Origin of the sequence: Streptomyces poonensis (genome assembly GCF_014650915.1) — a bacterium.
GTDB lineage: Bacteria > Actinomycetota > Actinomycetes > Streptomycetales > Streptomycetaceae > Streptomyces > Streptomyces poonensis.
Window position 1 is genome coordinate 657895 of record NZ_BMVW01000002.1, and the last position, 19649, is coordinate 677543.

A 19649-nucleotide genomic window follows, 5' to 3' on the forward strand; every position below is an offset into this window, starting at 1 on the left:
TGCGCGACGACCGGGCCCCGCTGGTTCTGCGGCAGCGCCGCTCGTGCCGCTCCCCCACGCCGAAGCCGTCGAAGCCCAGCTCCTCGGCGAGCAGGGTGTTGTAGAGGACCTCGCGGAAACGGTCGTCGGTCGGCTTCCGAAGGCCCGTGAGCGGATCCGGGCGGTGCACGGTCAGAAGATCGCGAGGAACTTCACGACGCCGCCCGCTCGTCGCGGACGTCGTCCGGGTGCGCGAGGCCGAGGTGGTGGCGCAGGGTCGGGCCCTCGTACTCCGCGCGGAACACACCCCGTTCCTGGAGGAGCGGGACGACCTTGTCGGCGAAGGCGTCGAAGCCGGTGGGCGTGATGTGCGGGACGAGGATGAAGCCGTCACTGGCGTCGGCCTGCACGTACTCGTTGATGGTGCGGGCGATCGTCTCCGCCGAACCGATGAAGTTCTGCCGGTTGCCCGTCTCGATGACCAGGTCGCGGATCGACCAGTTGTTCGCGGCGGCGAGCTCGCGCCACTCCCGGGCGGTGGCCAGCGGGTCGCGGTACATGCGGACCTGGGCGCGGCCCTGGGAGATGTGCCGGTCGCTGACGTCCGGGTCGATGTCGGGGAGCGGCCCGTCCGGGTCGTAGGAGGACAGGTCCCGGTTCCAGACGAGTTCCAGGTGCTTGATGGCGGTGGCGCCGCTGACCTGCTGGCGGCGCACCACCTTGGCCAGCTCCTCCGCCTCGGCGTCGGTGTCGGCGAGCGTGAAGGTGGCGGCGGGCAGGATGAGCAGCTGGTCGGGGCGGCGGCCGTACGTGGCGAGGCGGCTCTTGACGTCCGTGTAGAAGGCCTGGCCCTCCTTCAGGGTGGCGTACCGGCTGAAGATCGCGTCCGCGCTCGACGCGGCGAACTCGCGGCCCTCGTCGGAGTCGCCGGCCTGGAAGATCACCGGACGGCCCTGCGGGGAGCGCGGCACGTTGAACTGCCCGTGGATGTCGAAGTGCTGCCCGGTGTGGACGAAGGCGCCCGCCTTCGCGTCCCGCAGGAAGGTGCCGGTCTCCTGGTCGGCGAGGATCTCGTCGCCGCGCCAGGAGTCGAAGAGTTCGTTCGCCGTGGCCAGGAACTCCTTGGCGCGGGAGTAGCGCTCCTCCTGCGGCAGGAACCCGCCGCGGCGGAAGTTCTCACCGGTGAAGGCGTCCCAGGAGGTGACCACGTTCCAGGCGGAGCGGCCGCCGGAGAGGTGATCCAGGCTGGCGAACTGGCGGGCCACCTCGTAGGGCTCGTTGAAGGTGGAGTTGATGGTGCCGGTCAGGCCGAGGTGCTCGGTCACGGCAGCGAGCGCGGCGAGGACGGTGAAGGTGTCGGGTCGGCCCACGACGTCCAAGTCGTAGATCTTCCCGCCCTGTTCCCTGAGCCTGAGTCCCTCGGCGAGGAACAGGAAGTCGAACCTGGCGCGTTCCGCTGTCCGGGCGAAGTGCGCGAAGGAGCTGAACTCGATGTGGCTGCCGGCCCGTGGGTCGCTCCACACGGTGGTGTTGTTGACGCCGGGGAAGTGGGCGGCCAGGTGGATCTGCTTCAGCGGCTTGGTCATGGTCGTGGGCGTCCTTCCGGCTCAGGCGGTGGCTGCGGCTGCGTAGCGGTTGGCGGGGCGGGGCAGGCCCAGCAGGCCGCGCAGGGTGTCGGCCTCGTAGGCGCGGCGGAAGGCACTTCGGCGCTGGAGTTCGGGGACCAGCCCGCGGGTGATCGCCGGGAGGTCGTGGCCGAGGACGGCGGGACGCAGCCGGAAGCCGGTGAGCCCGGCGGCCTGCCACTCGCCGAGCAGATCGGCCAGTTGGGCCGGGGTACCGGTGAAGACGCGGGCGTCGCTGGTGTACGGCTCTCCCGCGAGGGCGTCGAGACGGTCACTGCGGGCGGCGGCCTCGGCCGGGTCGTCGTCGAGGAAGACCACCAGATCACCGAAGACGTGCAGGAGTTCGTCGGCGCGCCCGGCTGCCTTCTGCTCGGCGCGGATCTCCGCGACGATCGCGCGGGCCTGGTCGGCGTCGTGCGGGGTGACGTAGCCGACGTCGGCCGCACGGGCCACCAGGCGGTACGGCACGGTGTCGTGGGCGAGGGCGCTGACCGGTGGCCGGCCCTGCGGCGGGCGGGGCGTGATGGAGGGGCCCTTGACGCTGAAGTGCCTGCCCTGGAACTCGATGTGGTGCAGCTTGTCCCGGTCGACGAAGCGGCCGGTGGCGACGTCCCGGATCTCCGCGTCGTCCTCCCAGCTGTCCCACAGCCGGCGCACGACCTCGACGTAGTCGGCGGCCTCGTCGAAGAGGTCGGTCACCACCTCCTGGGCGGCCGGGCTGTCGTAGGCGTCGATGCGCGGGACGGTACGGCGGCCGAAGTGCGCGCTCTCGTTCGGGCGGGCGGTGACCTGCACCCTGAGGCCCGCCCGGCCGGTGCTGACGTAGTCGAGGGTGGCGATCGCCTTGGAGATGTGGAAGGGCTCCGTGTGGGTGACCACCGTGGTCGGGACCAGGCCTATGTGCCGGGACAGCGGGGCGATGCGGGCCGCGATCAGGACGGCGTCCAGACGGCCGCGCACCTGGTCGGTGCGTTCGTCCGGGTCCAGGAAGTGGGAGGACTGCGGGCCGAGTCCGTCCTCGATGGTCACGAAGTCGAGCAGGCCGCGCTCGGCCTCGGCGGCCAGGTCGGCCCAGTAGGCGGCCGTGAACAGGTCCCGGGGACGGGCCACCGGTTCACGCCAGGAGGCCGGATGCCAGCCGGTGCCGTCCAGGGCGACGGCGAGATGCAGGGAAGAAGAGGGTGTTGAGGACACGAGTGGGTGCCTTCCTGGAAGTCGTGACGAGATCGCCGCCCCTCGCGCAGGGAAGGGCACGGCGGTGACGAGCGCAGCGGGACGGGGTCCCCGCCGACGGCTGGGAAGGTCAGGGGCGACAGAGCGCGCCGGCCACGCGCTGGAGATCTATGTGCGGCCGGGAGTGGAGGCGGACGACGCGGCGCGGGTTCAGGACACGTGGGTGGGGCAGGTGTCGCATGTGCCGCACCCCCGTCCGCCGCGCCGTGGTGCACATTCCGTCGTGCGTCACAACGCCCCGGCTCCGCGGTGTGTTCCTGGCGTCGCGTACCTGGAGGATCCTCGTCCGGCGGCGCAGGGTGAAGCCGATCGACCCGTACGGCCGGATCGCCCGAGTGCCGGCCGCCCAGGCGTGCGGCGGAGTGGCCCCGCCGTGCCGGATGCCCGTGGCGACCGCGCGCACCAGCCGGGCGGCCAGTCCCCGGGCGGCTCGGCCCACCCGTTCCGCGGTGGGAGCACCTCCCGCGCCTTCAGGGCTGTGGGGGAGGGCGTGCGGGCCGGCCAGTGCGGCCCACACCGCGTCGTCCAGGGGGTGTGGGCTCGGGTCGGCCGACGCTGAGGGCATCACCCCACCATGTCTAACAGGCAGTTCAGGAACAGATCATTGCAGCTGCATGAAATCCTGCGGGGCCTGTCCGGCTCCGGTCGGGTCGGCCGACGGGGAAGGGGCTCAGAAGCCGACGGGCGGCGGGCTCTCGGAGCGCTGATGCACCATGTCCGCCGAGATCTGCACCGAAGCGGCGGTCTCCGGGGGCTGAGCAGGGCCGTCATGCAAGACGGCTCGACACGGCACCGTTGGGCGGCAGGAGTTCTTGAGGCGATGCTGGCCGAACCGCGCTCCGGTGAGCTGCCGGGACCCTCGGAGCCGAGGTTCCCACAGATCAGGTCTCCGAGAGCTTCGAGCGATCTCGTCCTGAACCCCACGACAGAGTCCCCGCCCCGCCACTGCCCCACAACGACAGATCTGACGGACCGTCATTGCGGTCAGCATTGAGACGATGTCTTGATTGGCCGAGAGAAGGGGTTAAGCAGGGGCCCGGAGCAGGGTGCTTCCTCCGGGTGATTCGGTCGCATTGTGTCGCCGGCGGCGTGTGAACGATCATGAGGCGGTGAACACGGACTACTGGGCAGTGCTCGCGGACTCAGAGCGGGAGCAGTGGGGGTACGTTCCCCGGCAGACGGTTGGACCGCTGCCCTTCGGGGTCGATCGACATGAAGCGGTCACGCTCATGGCCGGGCATGGCTTCGCTGCCGAGAGCGTGAGATCGAGCGCTGGAACCCGCAGCGCGCCCAGTGGCGGGTCGAGTTCCGGAGGGCTGAGTCGGACAAGCATCGACCTGCCGTGAGGTGCTACTTCATCGAAGGTGTGGGCTTGACCTGCGTACTCATCGATGGGCTGCGTGGTCCCCAGGTCACCTGCGAGGGGATCCGCCTGATCGGCCGTGTGCCGTCAGAGCTGGACGCGGAGATGGAGGCGTGCGCTGTACAGCGGAACCTGGGTATCTGGTACTGCCCTACGGGCGACCTGTGCTGGCCCGACTTGGGACAGGGACCGGCACAGGACCGAGAGCCCGTCAGTCCTTCAACGCCACGAGCACACAGCTGTCCCCCACCTGCCACACCGGCGTGACGCGGCTGAATCCCGCCTGGCGCAGCAGTTCGGCGTGGCGGCACACGGGGAGGTGCCGGTTGCCGCCCCCGCCACCGGACGACGGACGGCTTCGCTCCCGCTGCTCGAACAGGTCGGCCAGCTCGGGGTCCGCGGCCGCCGCCCGCCACCAGGACTCCCAGTCCTCGCTGCCGTGACCTCCCGCCCGCTCGGCCCGGCGGCGTCCCACATGGGCGGTCAGGTCCGAGCAGGACCGCATGTCCGGAGGGAAGTGGTCCCCGTTGACCAGCGCCCCGCCGGGGCGGAGCAGAGCCGCGAGGGAGCGGTAGGTCTCCAGCAGGTCGCGGGCGGGGAGGTAGTGCAGCGCCGTCGTCGAGACGGCGACGTCCAGGCTGCGGGGCAGCTCCAGGGCATCGGCCCAGCCGTCCTCGCCTATCACCGCGTGCACATAGCGGGCGGCGTCCGCGTGGTGGGTGCGCCCCAGCTCCAGCAGTACGGGGTCCATGTCGACCGCGACGATCTCCGCGTCCGGCAGGCGGCGGGCGAGCCGGGCGGACAGGGAACCGGGTCCGCAGCCCAGGTCCAGCAGGAGCGGCCGGGTACGGCCGGCGCAGACGTGCTCCACGACGTCCGAGATCACTGTGAAACGTTCCTCGCGGTCCACCGCGTACCGCTGCTGCTGCCGCTCCCAGCGCTCCACCCACGTCCTGGCCGCATCCATGCTCACGCCCATCCGGTTGCGCCACCTCTTTTCGTCTCTCACCTGTCGGCACCTGCTGCGCAATCTACAGGTGGAAACGATTATCAATAACCATTCACGCCAGGGAGGCGAGAACGGTCAGCAGGCGGTCGATCTCCTCGTCGGTGTTGTAGACGTGCAGGCTCACCCGTACGGATCCGGCCTTGTCGTCCGCGCCCGCCTGGCAGAGGCTGTCGGCCCGGACCATGAAGCCGTGGCTGAAGAGGACGAACCCGAGGTCGTCGGACGGGATGCCGCGGTGCCGGAAGGTGACGATGCCGTGCCGTCGCTGGGCCGCGGGCAGCGCGGAGTCGGCGGCCAGACTGGCGGGGCAGCCGAGGACCTCGTAGGCGTCCAGGCCGCGCAGCCGGTCGGTCAGGCGGGTGGCCAGACGGGTGACGTGGGCCGCGACGCGGTCGACGCCGACCGCGTCCAGCCAGTCGAGGGCGGCCAGCAACGACACGACGCCCACGGTGTTGGGGGTGCCCTGCCAGCCGGAGGGCACCAGGGCGGGTCCGCGGGTGTTGCGCGCCCAGACCGCGCCGGTGCCGGGCAGGGCCAGTGCCTTGTGCCCGGAGAAGACGACGAAGTCCACGTCGAGCGCCGGATCGCCGACCTTGACGGGAAGATGGCCGACACTCTGCGCGGCGTCCAGGCAGATGGGGACGTCAGGGCCCACGGCGGCGCGGAGGCGGTGGACGTTCATGTCCCCGCCGTAGACATGGTGGACATGGGTGGCGGCGACGAAGCGGGTGCGGGGGCCGACGGCGTCGGCGAGGGCACGGTGGTCGTAGTCGCCGGACACCTCCTGGTACGGCAGGGCGCGGACGCGCACCTCGGTGCCGCGCTCCGCGAGCAGGCGCCGGGCTTCGAGCCAGGGTTCGAGGTTGGCCCGGTGGTCGGCGAACGGGACCAGGATCTCGTCGCCGTCGGTGAGGTGCTCCACGAGCCAGTCGCGGGCGACGGTGCGCAGGCCCTCGGTGGTTCCGCTGGTGAAGTGGACGGTGGAGCGGTCCGGTTCCCGGTCGCCGAGGAACTCCTTGACCCGCTCACGGGCCCGTTCGATCAATTCCGTGGTCCGGTTGGCCCAGGGATAGGTGCCGCGGCCCGCGTTGGCGTTCGACGTCGTCAGGTAGGTCTGTACGGCGTCCAGGACGGCCTGTGGCTTCTGCGAGGTCGCCGCACTGTCCAGGTACGCCAGCTCCGGATGCGCCGTGATGATCGGGAACTGCGCCCTCAGCTTCTGCTGCCAGGGCCCGTCTCCGTCATGGGTCGTGCCGTGCACGGTCACTCCCTCGTCAGCGGTGCGCCCGCGTCCCGCCAGGCGACGATGCCACCCGCCAGGCTGCGCACGTCCGGGTGCCCCATGCGGGTCAGCAGCGCGGCGTAGCGCAGCGACTTCTCCCCCACCGGACAGGCCAGCAGCACCGGTGTCCGCCTGCTGAACGGCAGCCCGGTCCGCACCAGTTCCTCGAACATCTCGTCGACGATGTTGACCGAGCCCTCGATGTGCAGGGCGGCGTAGGCGTGCGGGCCGCGCAGGTCGACCACCAGAGGACGGGGATCGCCCTCCGCCGTCCAGCGCCGGGCGTCCTCGACGCCGATGACCCGGGCCTCGGCACGTATCTCGCTGTCGGTGAGCGACGACACCGAGGGCCCGCGCCGTGCTCTGCCCAGCAGCTCCGGTCGGCGCTGACGCACATAGCTCAGGTAGCTCTCGGCACGGTCGCACACGATGAAGACGGCGCTCTGGCGACGGCCGGTGCCCGCCAGCCCGGCGTCGACGGACGCCAGGTGCCGGACCGCTCCCTGATAGGCGGCACCGCCGGTCGGGCCCGACAGCAGCCCGCAGCGGCGGATGAGGGTGACCATTCCGTCGATGGCCTCCTGGGAGGTGACCGACGCGAGGGAGTCGTACGTGGCCGGGTCGAACAGACCGACCTGGTGCACCTCGTCGATGGTGCGGATGCCGGGGATGAAGTCGGACTTGTCGGCGACCAGCCCGAGCACCCGGACCTGCGGATCGTGCTCGCGCAGCACCTGGGCGACACCGGTGGAGGAGCCGGCCGTGCCGACGCAGGCGATGAACCAGTCCGGTGCCTGCCCGTCCAGGTCCTTGACGATCTCCGGCCCGGTCCCGGCCGCGTGTGCCTCGACGTTGCGGGGGTTGAAGTACTGGTCGGTGTGCAGATACCTGCTTCCGGGCTCCGAGAGGGCCTGGTGGAAGCGGGTGAGCGGATCGTCGGTGTCCGTCGGGTCGAGGCACTCGCTCTGCCCCGGGAGTTCCTCGATCTCCGCCCCGAGGAGCAGCAGCAGTTCCTTGATCTCGGGGACGCGCATCCGGTTGGTGACGCTCTTGAACTTCAGCCCGTGCAGGCCGGCCAGCAGGGCGAGGGCCTTGGCCGTGTTGCCGCTGGAGAGTTCCACGACCGTGCCGTCACCGCCGGCCGCCTCCTCCAGGTGCGGGCGGGCCATGTGCCAGGCGGGCCGGTCCTTGACGGACCCGAACGGGTTGAGCATCTCCAGCTTGGCGTACAGGTCGATGTTGCCCAGTCCGTGCACGGACGGATCGATGCGGACCAGCGGTGTGTTGCCGATGGCCTCGGTGATGCTGTCGTATCTCAAGACGGCACTCCCTGCGGGTGTGTGAGCGGCCAGTAGTCCTCGTCCAGGCACCAGTGCCGGGCACCGCCCTCCTCCGTGACCGCCACGGTCCGGGCGACGGGCTGCCGCTGCGCGTGGTGGGCATGGAAGTCCGAGACGTAGCCGGCGGTGTTGACGAAGGCCAGCAGGTCCCCGGCGCGGGGCAGGCGGGGCAGGAAGACCAGCCGCCGGGTGATCAGGTCGGCCTCCAGACAGAGGTTGCCGACGAGATGGACCCCGACCGGTCCGTCGTCCGGCGCCGCGTCCCGGGAGTCACCGCGGGGCAGCAGCACGGGGTCGACGAGGACCCCGTGCTCCTCCAGACTCACGTCCCCGGCGTTCATGCCGAGGCGCACCAGGTGCCGGGTGGGGTCGCCGTCCATGGGCCGCACGTCCAGTACGCGGGCCAGTGACAGTCCGCACTGGTCGACGAGGGCGCGCCCCGGTTCGACGTACAGATCGTTCAGGTGCTCCAGCAGGAGCGTGGCGGGCGGCCGGCCCAGGACCGGGGCGGTACGCGAGAGCAGTTGGTCGAGGTAGCCGGGGCCGGCGACGGGCCGGTGGGCGGGGTACAGGGCCGCCGCGCCGCGTACCGTGCCGCCCTCGTTGCGCAGCCCGTAGCCGTGACCGCGCCACGTCAGGGACGGCCGCGCGCCGAGCACCGCTTCGCTCAGCGCGGTGGTCCACCGCTCCCACTCGCCCGCCTCGGCGACGTAACCGACTCCGAACCCCCCGCCGATGTCGACGACGCGCGGCGCCAGACCCCGCGCCCGGCACTCGTCCATCGCCAGCACGCACCGCTCCAGCGCCCGGGCCTTCTCCTCCAGCCCGGTGGTGTCCAGGTGGTACGCCAGACCGGTCAGTGCGACGGCGTCCTGATGCCGCTCCAGCGCCGCCCACAGCTCATCGGCCTCGGCGAGAGGCGTACCGAAGCGGCTGCGGCGCGACAGCACCCGCGTGCCGGCACCGCCGTGCCCGGTGTCCGACTCGAACCCCGACAGACGCGCCAGCACGTCCACCCTGCCCAGTCCGTACGTCCGGACGAGCTGCGCCAGTAGCTCCAGCTCGCCGACCGAGTCCAGGTTGACCGTCGCCCCCACCCGGGCCGCCAGCCACAGGAACTCCCGGTCCTTGGGACCGGTGGCCATCACCCGGTCCCCCGTGAACCCACAGCTCAGCGCATGCCGTAGCTCCTCCAGAGAGGCCACGTCGATGCCGACGCCAGCAGGGTCACAGGCGGCCAGCCTCCGCACCAGGGCACTGGAACGATTCGCCTTGTGCGCGAAGTACACCCGGCCGACGAGGTGATGGCGGCGGTAGACGGACCGGAAACGTTCGGCGTTCTCGGCGACGACCTCCGGAAGCAGCACATTGAGCGGCGAGCCCAGTACGTCGACCAGCGAGTGCAGGAACGGCACGTCCCCCAGCAGCGAGGCCAGCGGCGGATCCACCCGCGGCCTCAGATACAAGGGCGCGTCCTTCACGAAGTACCCTCCCCACGTCAGCCGGCCGTCGATCCGTCGTCACGACGACCGCTCCGGAGTAGTCGTTTCCAGCTACACGCGCTGCTAAGCGCAAGCTGGTGCTTCACGAAGGACGTGGTCGGTGACCGTAGCGACCTGTCCGCCTGGCCCAGTCGCCTCGCGTCGCGGCGTGTCGGCTCGTTCGACGGTCCAGCCGAAGGACGGCAGGGCGAGTCCGGCGTACACCTCGTCCGGGGTGGGGAAGTACGTGTCCTGGTCCTGGTTCCATGTCCACGGGCATCTCGCGCACGTCGGTGCCGCCGACGCGGACCGATCCGGCGTCCACGTCGAATAAACGGGCGATGAGCCGGACCAAGGTGGTCTTGCCGGCACCGGACGCGCCGACCACCGCGGTCATGGTGCGCGGCGGGATGGCGAGGACCACGGTGGCGGGGGTGACGACACCGATGACGACGGGGGTGAGCCGGTGGGCGAAGACGTTGGTGACCGTGAAGGTGCCGGTGGTGGCGGAGCGCGCGACACGGCCGACCTTCTCGGAGGAGAACCAGCCCAGCGGCAGCCGGACCAGGTGGTCGCCGAGCCGGTCGTGCAGCGTGGTGAGGGTGGCGACGGCCAGTCCGAAGCCCCGCATGGCCTGCTGGTAGCGGGCCACGCAGGTGGCCACGACGAGGACCTCGAGGTGCCGCAGGGCCCCGGCGGTGTCGCCGTCGAAGACCGAGCGCAGCACGGGGACGAGGAAGGCCACGGCGATGCCTTCGAGGACCGCGTAGGCGACCAGCCAGGCGCAGTAGCGGCACAGGGCGCCCCGGTGGCCGGGCCCCAGGACGGTGGCCAGGTGGCGGATCATCGAGCGGTCTCCTCGTTCGGCTCGGTCGGCTCGGTCGGCTCGGTCGGCTCGGTCGGCTCGGTCGGCTCGGTGCGCTCGGAGTCCGGCGTGTCTGCGGGGCGGTGGGCCGCCCACATGCGGGCGTAGCGGCCCTCGGTGGCGAGCAGTTCGGTGTGGGTGCCCTGTTCGAGGACCCGGCCCGCGTCGAGGACGACGATGTCGCCGGCGCCGGTGATGGTGGACAGGCGGTGGGCGACCACGAGAACGGTCCGGCCCCGCACCAGGGTGGACAGGGCGTCCTGGATCTCCGCCTCGGACTCCGGGTCGGCGAAGGCGGTGGCCTCGTCGAGGACGAGGACGGGTGCGTCGGCGAGCAGGGCGCGGGCGATGGTCAGGCGCTGCGCTTCGCCGCCGGAGAACCGGGCGTCCTCGTCGACGACCGAGTCGTAGCCGCGCGGCAGTCGCGTGATGCGCTCGTGGATGCGGCGGCGGTCGCGGCGGCGACGAGCTCGTCGTCGGTGGCGTCGGGACGGCCCAGGCGCAGGTTGTCGGCGACCGTGCCGTGCAGCAGCTGCACGTCCTGGAACACGAATCCGACGTGCCGGTACAGCTCCCCGGGTGCGATGTCGCGGACGTCGACGCCGCCGATACGGACCACGGCGGCGTCCCCGTCGTGGAACCTGGGCACGAGAGCGGCGAGGGTGGACTTGCCCGCGCCGGACCCGCCGACCAGGGCGGTGACGCTCCCGGCCCGGCAGGTCAGGTCGACGCCGTGGAGCACGGGCCGGCCGGGGTCGTAGCCGAAGACGACCCCGTCGAGCACGACGTCGTTGCCGTTCGGCTTCTGCGGCCGGTCGGTGACGGGGAGTTCGGGGACGTCCAGCAGCGCGGTGATGCGTCCGGCGGCGGCCACGGCCTTGCGCTGCACACGCCTGACCGCTCAGCGTCGAGCCGCCGGAGGGCCGACGATCGAACTCGCCCGTGAGAACGACGTCCTGCAGCAATACAGCGAGGCACTCGGGCGCCCCGGTATCTCACTGGCGATGCTCCTGACAGAGCTGGGACGAAGGTGGCTTCCCGCCCGCGGGCTGGACTTCGACACCATCAAGACCTCCGCGGATGTGCCCCTGACCGACCAGGGCACCGACGCCGGCGGCGGATCACCACTTTCCACCGGCGGCGTCTCGGCTCGCTCATCACCCATGGACTGAGCGGAGTGTGAGTCCGGTGGCTGCGGGGCATCCGGCGATGACGGCGCCCAGCACGAGCGGTGCGTCGAGCTGGTGGTGGGCGGCGGTCAGCAGGTCGCGGTAGTCGGCCCAGTTCAGGCTGCGCCGGCCACTCCGCTCATGGTCGACGTGCCGCTCGGGCCGGGGAACCTGTAGCAGGCCAGAGCGGCAAGGGAGAAGCGCCGCTGGGACCGCCCCCGCATCCGGACGACCGGGCTGTGCCCGCGTGCCCGCGCTTGGCCATCCGGTGACTCAGGAGGAAACGGTCCGCCCCTCTGGCTTCCGGCTCACTTGTCCGGCTGTGTCCACATCACCCTGACCCGGTCGGCGGCGATGTCGAACCCGAGCAGCGGCTCCGTACCGCCGCCCTCGGGGAAAAGCAGGACCGACTTGCCCAGCCGTCGCCCCATCACCGTGAGGAACCCGCACAGGACATCCAGCCGCTCCTGTCCCTGGAGTTCCCGGAGGTCAACGTCGAAATCGATCTGCTCGTCCCCGAGGAAGCGGAAGATCGCACAGACTCCGGGATACGGCCACACTCTCAGGCTCGGGCACTCGGCGCCGGCCGGGCGGGACAGCACGGCCTCGGCTCGGGGCAGCGGCAGCACCGCGTCGCCCTCGGCGTACTCGGAGACCCAGCCCTCTTCCTCGATCAGGTCGAGCACGACCTGCCAGTCCGCCGCTGTCGTCTCCTCGACGAACACGTCGGGGAGGCAGCCCCCATCGGCTGGATCGAGCAGCCACGCGACCTGGTCGTCCCACAGCAGATAAGCCACCCGGCCATCTTGCCCTCCGAGACACGCCGGGCCGCATGCTCCTGTGGAACCGGCACCCAACCAGTGTCTTGATGCGCTCCGGGATCCAGGTCCGGTCCGGCCGGCCGTGCGCGACCGGGCTCCCGGGCCGATTCCCGTGCCGGCACCGCGACCAGGTCCTCACTGAGCTTGGTCCGGGCGGCCGAGCCCTTGGAGTGCAAGGTCGGCGGTCCACCGCCCGGCCAGGCACGGCGCCGGCGCTGCACCGAGGGCACACTGACCCGCAACTGCTCGGCCACCAGCGCGTTGTCCCGCCCGGCCGCGAACAACTCCCCCGCCTCCAGGCGCAGCCTCTCGCGGAAGGCCCGCCGCTCAGCAGTCAGGCCACCGCCGCGGATACCTCATGGTTCGGGCATACCGCAGCCCTCATCGGCCGTCTGCCCCCGACGACATCACGCCCACGATCTCAGCGACCGGCGATGCGTCAGGCATGGAGCACCCGAGCGCCAGCCGCTTCTCGGACGGCCTGAGCAGCTTCAAGGCAGGAACCGCCCTTTCCCCGGTGACGACCGGCTCGCCGACCACGACGGCGTGCGACCGGCACGTCACCTGCCCCTCGCGTTCGCCCAGGTCACCGCAGCCCACCGCGGCCTCAAGCACGACCCCTCGCCCCGTCCTCGGACGGGCTCGGAACACCAGCAGGTCGTAATGACATCCATTTTCATGTACCGTCTACCTCGCTCACCGTCACACCGGAGGTCCACATGGCCGTACCCAAACGCAAAATGTCGCGCAGCAACACCCGGCACCGTCGCGCGCAATGGAAGGCGACGACGCCTCAGCTCGTGACGGTCACGGTGGACGGGGTTCCGTACCGCGTCCCCCAGCGGCTGGCCAAGGCGTACGAGCGTGGCCTGCTCCACCCCGAGGACTGACACCGCATGACCCACGTCCCCTCGGCGCGCCTTCCCGTCACTGTTCTGTCGGGGTTCCTCGGTGCCGGCAAGACCACCCTGCTCAACCATGTCCTCGGAAACCGAGAGGGCCTGCGCGTCGCTGTCATCGTCAACGACATGAGCGAGGTCAACATCGACGCCGCCCTGGTGCGCGGCGGCGAGGCAGCGCTGTCGCGCACCGAGGAACGCCTGGTCGAGATGACCAACGGATGCATCTGCTGCACCCTGCGCGACGATCTGCTGGAAGAGGTGGACCGGCTGGCGCGCGAGGGGCGTTTCGACTACCTCCTCATCGAGTCCTCCGGCATCTCCGAGCCCATGCCGGTGGCCGCCACCTTCTCCTTCGCCCGTGACGACGGCGCCACCCTCGGCGAACTGGCCCGGCTGGACACGATGGTCACGGTGGTGGACGCCGCCAACTTCCTGCCCGAGCTGGCCGGAGGTGACGAGTTGGCCGAACGGGGCCTGGATCAGTACGAGGACGACGAACGCACGGTCAGCGACCTGTTGATCGACCAGATCGAGTTCGCCGATGTCATCGTCCTCAACAAGCTCGATCTCGTAGACGCCGCGTCCGCCGGCCGGCTGCGATCCGCCTTGGCGCGGCTCAACCCCGCCGCCCGCGTGGTGCCGGCCGTGCGGGGCCGTGTACCGGTCGGCGAGGTCCTGGGCACCGGCCGCTTCGATCTGGAGCGAGCGCAGCAGGCCCCGGGCTGGGTCAGGGAACTCAATGGTGACCATGTTCCCGAGACGGAGGAGTACGGCATCTCCTCGACCGTCTTCCGCTCCGGAACGTCCTTCCACCCCGGGCGACTGTGGACGTTCGTGACCGAGGCCCTCGACAGCGGAGCCTACGGACAGGTGCTCAGGTCCAAGGGCTTCTTCACGCTGGCCAGTCGCCCTCACATAACGGGGCTGTGGTTCCAGGCCGGATCGGTGGCACGCTTCGAGCCCTCGTCCGCGCGTGACGTCGACAGCCCTTTCGCCCAGGAACTCGTGTTCATCGGCACCGACCTGAACGCCGAGTCTCTGCGGGCGGCCCTGACCGACTGCCTCATGAGGGAAGACGAGCGGCACCCCCGCTCCGACCCTTTCCCCGCCTGGGACACCTACGGCCTCGACGAGGTCTGCGCGCACGAACACGAGCCCCTCACCGCCATGACGGGGCGCTGAGACTCCGGGCCGGACGGTGGTCGCAGCCACGGCGCCGTCCGGCCCGGTACACGATCCGCGTCAGGGAGGCCACCATGGACAGGGAGCAGCCGAACCTGGGGACGGTCCAGGAGACTCTCCTCATTCCGCTGTACGCACGCGCGATGGAGAACCGCAAGGAATTCCCCATACTGCGCGACGCCCGGGCCGAGGAGATCGTCGCCGCGATCGAGTACGACTTCGCGCGCTTCGACGGTCTTCCCAGCCTCACCGGCGCGATGTTGCGCACCGTGCTCTTCGACCGGTGGGTGGCCGACTTCCTGGCCGCACATCCCGACGGAACCGTGGTCGAGATCGGCACCGGACTGAACACACGCTAGAACGCCTCGACAACGGCCGGGCCAGGTGGTTCGACCTCGACCTGCCCGACGTGATCACCCTGCGCGGGAACTTCTTCGCGGACACTGCGCGGCGGACGATGATCGCGGCCTCGGTGACGGACGAGGCATGGGCCGCCGAGGTCGCCTCTCGGACCGACGGGCCGTACCTGTTCGTCGCGGAGGCCGTACTGCCCTATCTGCACGAACCCGATGTCCGACGAGTCTTCGACCTCCTCTCCGACCGCTTCCAGGGTTCGCTGCTGGCGCTCGACACCGCCGGTCCCGGCTTCTTCGACACCCAGGAACAGCACGACGCCCTCAGCAAGGTCGCGGCCCGTATGCACTGGTACTGCCCCGACCCGGCCGGGCCGGCCGCCTGACGGCCGGGCGTCCGCGTACTGGCGTCGCACACCCTCACGAGCCTTCCTCGCACCCTGGTCGACGAACTACCGGTCCCCTACCGAGAGATGCTGTCCGTGCTGGCCGCGCAGCGGCTCCCTCGGGCCGAGGGGTACCGGCTCAACCTCCTGCGCCTGCCCTGACGACACCATGACAGCCCCGGACCCGCGGCACTCCGCCCCCGTTCGAGGATCGCCTTGCGCTTCTCGTTCTGCGCGATTCTGCTCTTCTTGCCCGTCAGGCCTTCCCTCCCCGGGCTCGAATGCGGGCCACGGCGGCCTCGATGCCGATGCTGTCGACGGTACTGATCGCCTTCGCGCTGAGCGTCAGCCGGACATACCGGCCCTCGCTCGGCAGCCAGTACGCGCCGGAGGACCTCTGCTGCGCTGCCGCCCGGAGCCGCGGGCGGTTCTGGCTCGCCGACCGCCCCGACACCCTGCTCGCCTGGGACACCGCCGGCGGAGCCCTGTGCGTGGAGGACGCCGGCCCCTGGCTGGCTTCCCTGCCCGACGCCGCCTGGGACCTGGTCCCGCCCGTGCGCCGGGCCACAGCCGCACTGGACTGGCACCCGGAGCGCGGCGACCGCTGCCGGCACCTCGTGTTCACCTCGCCCGGACTCGATCGCGACGGGCTCGCACGACTCCTCCATCTCTGCCTGCTCACCGATGCCGAGTACCCAGGACCCCGAGGTGTGGAAGCGCCTGCCGACCGCGTTCGCCCCCTTCTCGACCCGGTCGTCCAGACCTGGACCACGCATCGGCCCGGCCGCCCACCCATCACGCAAGGAGCACCCATGGCTCCCCGCCAAGGCCCCCGCAAGCCGCCGAAGTCCCGCCCCAACCCGCTGGACGCAGCCGGGATCACCTACATCGGCTACAAGGACACCGATCTGCCGCGGAGCTTCATCTCCGATCGCGGCAGAATCCGCAGCCGCCGGGTCACCCGCGTGCCTTCGGTGTCTGGCGGGCAGCGCCATCTCGCGGGCGTTCTTGATCGCTTCGGCGAGCTGCCGCTGCTGGGCCGTGAGGTGAGGACCGTTCCCGCCGCCGGCAGCGCCGCGCGAGCGGTACGTGGCGGTGTGCCCTCGCCGCCGCGACCGGAAGGCCGCGGCGGCGAGGGCACGGAGGTGGGGTCAGTGTCCGGCGACGACGCCCGACAGCTCGTTGGTGCTCTCCGGCAGGGTGACGGAGGTGATCTTCTTCCCCGTCTCCAGGTCGATGGCGTGCAGGGCCTTCTTGCTGGGTTCGGAGACGTACGCGGTGTGGTCGCGGACGAAGAGGGTGGGCCGGGCCTGCTGCCAGTCCAGCGGCTCCTGCCACTCGCCCACGGCGGGGATCTCCTTCTCGGCCTTTCCGGTGTTCTGGTCGATGACGTGGATGGCGCCGTCGGTGCCGAGGACCAGGGCCTCGCCGTGCGGGCCGCGGGCCAGTGAGCGGAAGGAGTAGCTGGTGCCCAGGTCCACCAGGCGCAGCTTCTTCTTCTCGGTGTCGATGAGGGAGATACGGGTGGGCCGCTCCAGCTCGGCCTCGGGGTCGGTCTTGTAGTCGCCCAGGAGGATGGGCGAGGTGTCGCTGCCGGCCTGGTTGCCGATGCGGCCGTAGTCGTCGGGGGCGTCGATCTTGGTGAACTTGCCGTCCTCGTAGATCAGGATGCCGTCCTCGCAGCCGACGGCGATGGCCTCGTTCTTGGCGGCCGCCTCACCATGGACGCCGGGGCAGTTCTCGTTGCGCGCGATCTCCTTGTTGTTCTCGTCCAGCACCAGCGCGCCGGTGCGCTTCTCCTCGGTGCCCAGGGTGCTGAGGAGTTCGCCGTTGGCCAGTTCGATGGCGACACCGTGGTGTGCCTCGGCGGAGGTGTAAGTGCGTCCTTCCGGCTTCTTGCCGCTGCTCAGGTCGGCGGGGTCGAAGACGTTGACCTCTCCGGTGCCGTCGGTGAAGAGCACGGTCTTGCCCGCATGACGTACGACGTGGCCGGGCTTGGCGCCCTTGTACTCGATGTCGGTGAGGATCTGCTCCGTGGCGTTCAGGACACGGAAGCCGCTGTCGGTGGAGACGACGACGTGGTCCTCGTCCCCCGCGGGGTTGACCCGGTTGAAGCCGGGAAGCTCGATGGTCTTGGCCGGCTTCAGGCTCTCGCCGTCCAGGATGTACATGCCGCCGTCGAAGGTGGCGACCAGCGGGTCCTTGACCGCCGCGGCGGGCGTGGCGCTCGCGGTGCCGTCGGACTTGGCGTCGGCGGAGGAGGAGTCCTCGCCTCCGCAGGCGGTCAGAACCGTGGACACCGCCAGGGCGAGTGCCGTGCCCGTGAGAGCTCTGTTGCGTATGGACTTGTTCATCGGTGTGTTCCTTTCCGCGCCGCTCGACAGCGGTATGGCGGTATGGGGGTGTGACGTGCCGGCCCGTCGGCCGGTGTGCCGGGAGATCCGGAGAGTCAGTCGCCGGCCAGGCCATCGACCATGGCCGTGGTGTTGGCGCGCATCATCCGCAGATAGGTGTCGGCGCCCTCGCCCTCGGCGGTCAGCGACTCCGAGTAGAGCTCGACGACCCGGACCTGGCCGCCCATCTCGGTACGCAGTACCTCGGCGAGCCGTTCGGGCTGGGAGGAGTCGGCGAAGACGGTGCGTACGCCTGCCGTCTCCATCGCCTCGGTGAGTGAGCGGAGGTCCGAGGAGCTGGGTGAGGCCAGTGTGGTGCCGCTGGGGATGACCGCGCCGATCACCTGGAAGCCGAAGCGGTCGGCGAGGTAACCGAAGACATGGTGGTTGGTGACCAAGGCCCGCTTGTCCTCGGGGACGCGGCCGAAGGACTTCTCCATCCAGGCGGCGAGGTCCGTGAGTTCTTCGGCGTAGCGGTCGGCGTTGCCGCGTACCGTGTCGGCGTCCACGCCGTCGACATGCTCGATGACCTGGTCGGCTATCAAGGCGGTGGCCTTGCGCACCCGGTCGGGGTCGGTCCAGAAGTGCGGGTCGGGCTGTCCTGTCTCGCCCTCGGGACCCCCGTCGTCGGCCGCATGGAAGGTGAGCGGGTCGGCCGCCTCGCCGGCCGCGAAGGTGGCGACCCCGGACTCGCGGGCGGCGTCCACGTGCCGCAGTACGTTCTCCTCCAGGCCCAGGCCGTTGTAGACGACCAGATCGGCCCGTTCCAGCTCGGCGGCCTGCACCGCCGAGAGGCCGAACGAATGCGGGTCCGCGTTGGGCTTCATCAGGACGGTGACGTCGGCCTCGTCACCGACGATCTCCCGGGTGACGTCGCCGAGGATGTTGGTCGTGACAACGATGCCGGGCTGGTCGTCGTCGGTGGTGCAGGCGGTGGCGGTGGCGGCCGTGACAAGGGCGAGCAGGCCCACGATCAGGCTGCGCAGGCGGGCGATGCCCACCCTCGCGCGCTGCTTCGCCTCGGTCCGGCTCATCGTCCGGTCTCCGCCATGAGGGCCGGCTTGACGTCCAGGTCGAACGAGCGCGCGATGCGCAGGCCGTCGTTGTAGTCGATTTCGTACACCTTCTTGCCCTCGGGGTCGTTCACGTAGGCGCGGCTGCGGTCGACCTCGATGACGGGGGCGCTGCCGTCGGTGCCGGCCCGCTCTCCTCCCGTCAGGAGCGGCTCGGTCCGCGCGGTCTGCTTTCCGGTGGCGATGTCATAGCCGTGCAGCGAGCCGTCGGTCTCCAGGACGAGCAGTGGAGAGCCTTCTCCTGCCGTGTTGGCCGCGACGACCGGTCCGGTGTCCACCCGGGTCCAGGTCCGCTCGGTGACGTCGAGGACCCATACGGCGTCGTCTCCGGCCGGGGCGGTGAGGGTGCCGCTGCCGGGTCGCTGGCGGAAGGCGGTGGCCCGTTCCTTCGCCGGGACATCCTTTCCGTAGGGGATCTCCTCGGCGGTGAAGGCGCCGCCCTCCGCACGGACGAGCAGGGCGCCGCCGGCACAGCCCAGGATCACGCCGCGCCGGGTGACGGCGTCTCCTCTCGGCTCCGCGCACTCCACGCCCGGGGAGGCGACGCGCTCACCCTCGCGGTCGAGGACGACGAGCTCGGTGGTGCCGCCCTCGTCCGCGAAGGCGAGCAGGTGCTCCTCGTACGGCACGACGGCGCCGGTGTAGGTGCCCGGCAACGTCCGGGGGGATGCGATCCCTCCCTTCTCCAGCTTGCTCCGGTCGTAGAGGAGGGTGCGCCCGTCCTCGTCGGTCACCGCGGTCACGACGACGTCGCTGCGCACCTGTGCCCGGCTGCCCACGGGAAGCTCACCCACGTCGCGTATCGCGGCGCTGTAGTAGTGCACGTGGTCCCCGTGGTCCACCATCCAGGCGCCGCTGTCGAGCACATGGGTGCCGCCGGGGGCGTGGAAGTAGCCGAACCTGCCGTCCGTCCCCAGCTGGACGGCACCCTTCACCTGGGCTGTCTCGTGCACCTTGCCGGTGATGAGGTCGAGAACCCTGCTGTCTCCGCTGTCGGGGTCGTTCAGGAGGAGCCGGGACTGCTGCTCGGCTGCCTCCTGTGCTCCCTCGACGTACCCGTGCGGGGTGGCGGAGGGAGAACTCGCCGCGGGGCGGACGTCGTTGCCCTTGTCTCCCGCGCAGCTGGTGGTGAGCAGTGCGGTGAGCACCAGTGCGGCCGAAGCCCACGGAGTGACTTTTCTGCGGACGGTCAT

Annotated in this window: 16 protein-coding genes and 6 pseudogenes; 6 read left to right on the top strand and 16 right to left on the bottom strand. The window is 70.7% G+C overall.

The genetic code is table 11. The annotated features are described in order from the left end of the window. Positions 1–37 precede the first annotated feature (37 nt). From IE242_RS09780 to IE242_RS09830, 12 genes and pseudogenes are all read right to left on the bottom strand, one after another. A pseudogene (locus tag IE242_RS09780) lies at positions 38–195 on the bottom strand (LLM class flavin-dependent oxidoreductase); the annotation flags it as partial. Then, entirely contained in the window at positions 192–1565 is a 1374-nt protein-coding gene (locus IE242_RS09785; protein ID WP_189857380.1) for an NtaA/DmoA family FMN-dependent monooxygenase, read from the bottom strand. The gene IE242_RS09785 and the pseudogene IE242_RS09780, both read right to left, overlap by 4 nt. 21 nt (positions 1566–1586) lie before the next feature. Continuing rightward, the gene (locus IE242_RS09790; protein ID WP_189857382.1) at positions 1587–2798 is read right to left on the bottom strand and encodes an LLM class flavin-dependent oxidoreductase; all 1212 of its coding nucleotides are present in this window, start codon (positions 2796–2798) and stop codon (positions 1587–1589) included. A 109-nt stretch (positions 2799–2907) separates the two neighbouring features. Beyond that, positions 2908–3402, bottom strand: coding sequence for a putative leader peptide (locus IE242_RS39125; RefSeq protein WP_373299487.1), 495 nt, complete (start codon positions 3400–3402; stop codon positions 2908–2910). Between the two features lie 1009 nt (positions 3403–4411). Then, positions 4412–5179 carry a class I SAM-dependent methyltransferase gene (locus tag IE242_RS09800; protein ID WP_189857384.1) on the bottom strand — a complete coding sequence of 256 codons (768 nt, stop codon included), beginning with the start codon at positions 5177–5179 and terminating at the stop codon, positions 4412–4414. Positions 5180–5261: 82 nt separating this feature from the next. Next, positions 5262–6470: an aminotransferase class V-fold PLP-dependent enzyme gene (locus IE242_RS09805; RefSeq protein WP_189857386.1), complete on the bottom strand. Its 1209-nt coding sequence runs from the start codon at positions 6468–6470 to the stop codon at positions 5262–5264. A 2-nt stretch (positions 6471–6472) separates the two neighbouring features. After that, positions 6473–7810 carry a pyridoxal-phosphate dependent enzyme gene (locus tag IE242_RS09810; RefSeq protein ID WP_189857388.1) on the bottom strand — a complete coding sequence of 446 codons (1338 nt, stop codon included), beginning with the start codon at positions 7808–7810 and terminating at the stop codon, positions 6473–6475. Continuing rightward, positions 7807–9312 (bottom strand): Y4yA family PLP-dependent enzyme, encoded by a 1506-nt coding sequence (locus IE242_RS09815; protein ID WP_229858578.1) that lies wholly within the window; start codon positions 9310–9312, stop codon positions 7807–7809. The genes IE242_RS09810 and IE242_RS09815 overlap by 4 nt, the downstream gene beginning before the upstream one ends. A 103-nt stretch (positions 9313–9415) precedes the next feature. Then, positions 9416–10159, bottom strand: a complete 744-nt coding sequence (locus IE242_RS38815; protein ID WP_189857390.1) for an ATP-binding cassette domain-containing protein — start codon at positions 10157–10159, stop codon at positions 9416–9418. Further along, positions 10156–11069 (bottom strand): annotated as a pseudogene (locus IE242_RS09825) (ABC transporter ATP-binding protein); the annotation flags it as partial. The pseudogene IE242_RS09825 and the gene IE242_RS38815, both read right to left, overlap by 4 nt. A 328-nt stretch (positions 11070–11397) precedes the next feature. After that, positions 11398–11594: pseudogene (locus IE242_RS39445) on the bottom strand (IS630 family transposase); the annotation flags it as partial. 60 nt (positions 11595–11654) lie between these two features. Continuing rightward, a complete protein-coding gene (locus tag IE242_RS09830) occupies positions 11655–12143 on the bottom strand; it encodes a hypothetical protein (RefSeq protein WP_189857392.1) in 489 nt (162 codons plus the stop codon). Positions 12144–12886: 743 nt separating this feature from the next. On the opposite strand from IE242_RS09830, the gene rpmF reads away from it, so the two are divergent. The 4 genes from rpmF (at position 12887) to IE242_RS37535 (ending at position 14990) form a co-directional block, all read left to right on the top strand. Further along, complete coding sequence (gene rpmF / locus IE242_RS09835) at positions 12887–13057, top strand: 50S ribosomal protein L32 (RefSeq protein WP_189857394.1); 171 nt, start codon at positions 12887–12889, stop codon at positions 13055–13057. A 6-nt stretch (positions 13058–13063) separates the two neighbouring features. Continuing rightward, complete coding sequence (locus IE242_RS09840; protein WP_189857396.1) at positions 13064–14251, top strand: GTP-binding protein; 1188 nt, start codon at positions 13064–13066, stop codon at positions 14249–14251. Positions 14252–14325: 74 nt separating this feature from the next. Further along, positions 14326–14610, top strand: a complete 285-nt coding sequence (locus IE242_RS37530; RefSeq protein ID WP_229858580.1) for a hypothetical protein — start codon at positions 14326–14328, stop codon at positions 14608–14610. A gap of 50 nt (positions 14611–14660) precedes the next feature. Beyond that, entirely contained in the window at positions 14661–14990 is a 330-nt protein-coding gene (locus IE242_RS37535) for a hypothetical protein (RefSeq protein WP_229858589.1), read from the top strand. Positions 14991–15246: 256 nt separating this feature from the next. On the opposite strand, the pseudogene IE242_RS37540 reads toward IE242_RS37535, so the two are convergent. Continuing rightward, positions 15247–15372 (bottom strand): annotated as a pseudogene (locus IE242_RS37540) (50S ribosomal protein L28); the annotation flags it as partial. A 1-nt stretch (position 15373) separates the two neighbouring features. On the opposite strand from IE242_RS37540, the pseudogene IE242_RS09850 reads away from it, so the two are divergent. Further along, a pseudogene (locus tag IE242_RS09850) lies at positions 15374–15745 on the top strand (CobW C-terminal domain-containing protein); the annotation flags it as partial. Between the two features lie 57 nt (positions 15746–15802). Then, positions 15803–15946 (top strand): annotated as a pseudogene (locus tag IE242_RS39130) (30S ribosomal protein S18); the annotation flags it as partial. 195 nt (positions 15947–16141) lie between these two features. Here the strand turns inward: IE242_RS39130 and aztD are convergent. The 3 genes from aztD to IE242_RS09870 all read right to left on the bottom strand — a co-directional run bounded on the left by aztD (position 16142) and on the right by IE242_RS09870 (position 19649). Beyond that, complete coding sequence (aztD, locus tag IE242_RS09860; protein ID WP_189857398.1) at positions 16142–17344, bottom strand: zinc metallochaperone AztD; 1203 nt, start codon at positions 17342–17344, stop codon at positions 16142–16144. Between the two features lie 95 nt (positions 17345–17439). Further along, positions 17440–18417 (bottom strand): zinc ABC transporter substrate-binding protein AztC, encoded by a 978-nt coding sequence (gene aztC / locus IE242_RS09865; RefSeq protein WP_189857400.1) that lies wholly within the window; start codon positions 18415–18417, stop codon positions 17440–17442. After that, on the bottom strand, positions 18414–19649 hold the full coding sequence (locus tag IE242_RS09870; RefSeq protein WP_189857402.1) for a PQQ-binding-like beta-propeller repeat protein: 1236 nt from the start codon (positions 19647–19649) through the stop codon (positions 18414–18416). Before IE242_RS09870 ends, aztC begins: the two co-directional genes overlap by 4 nt.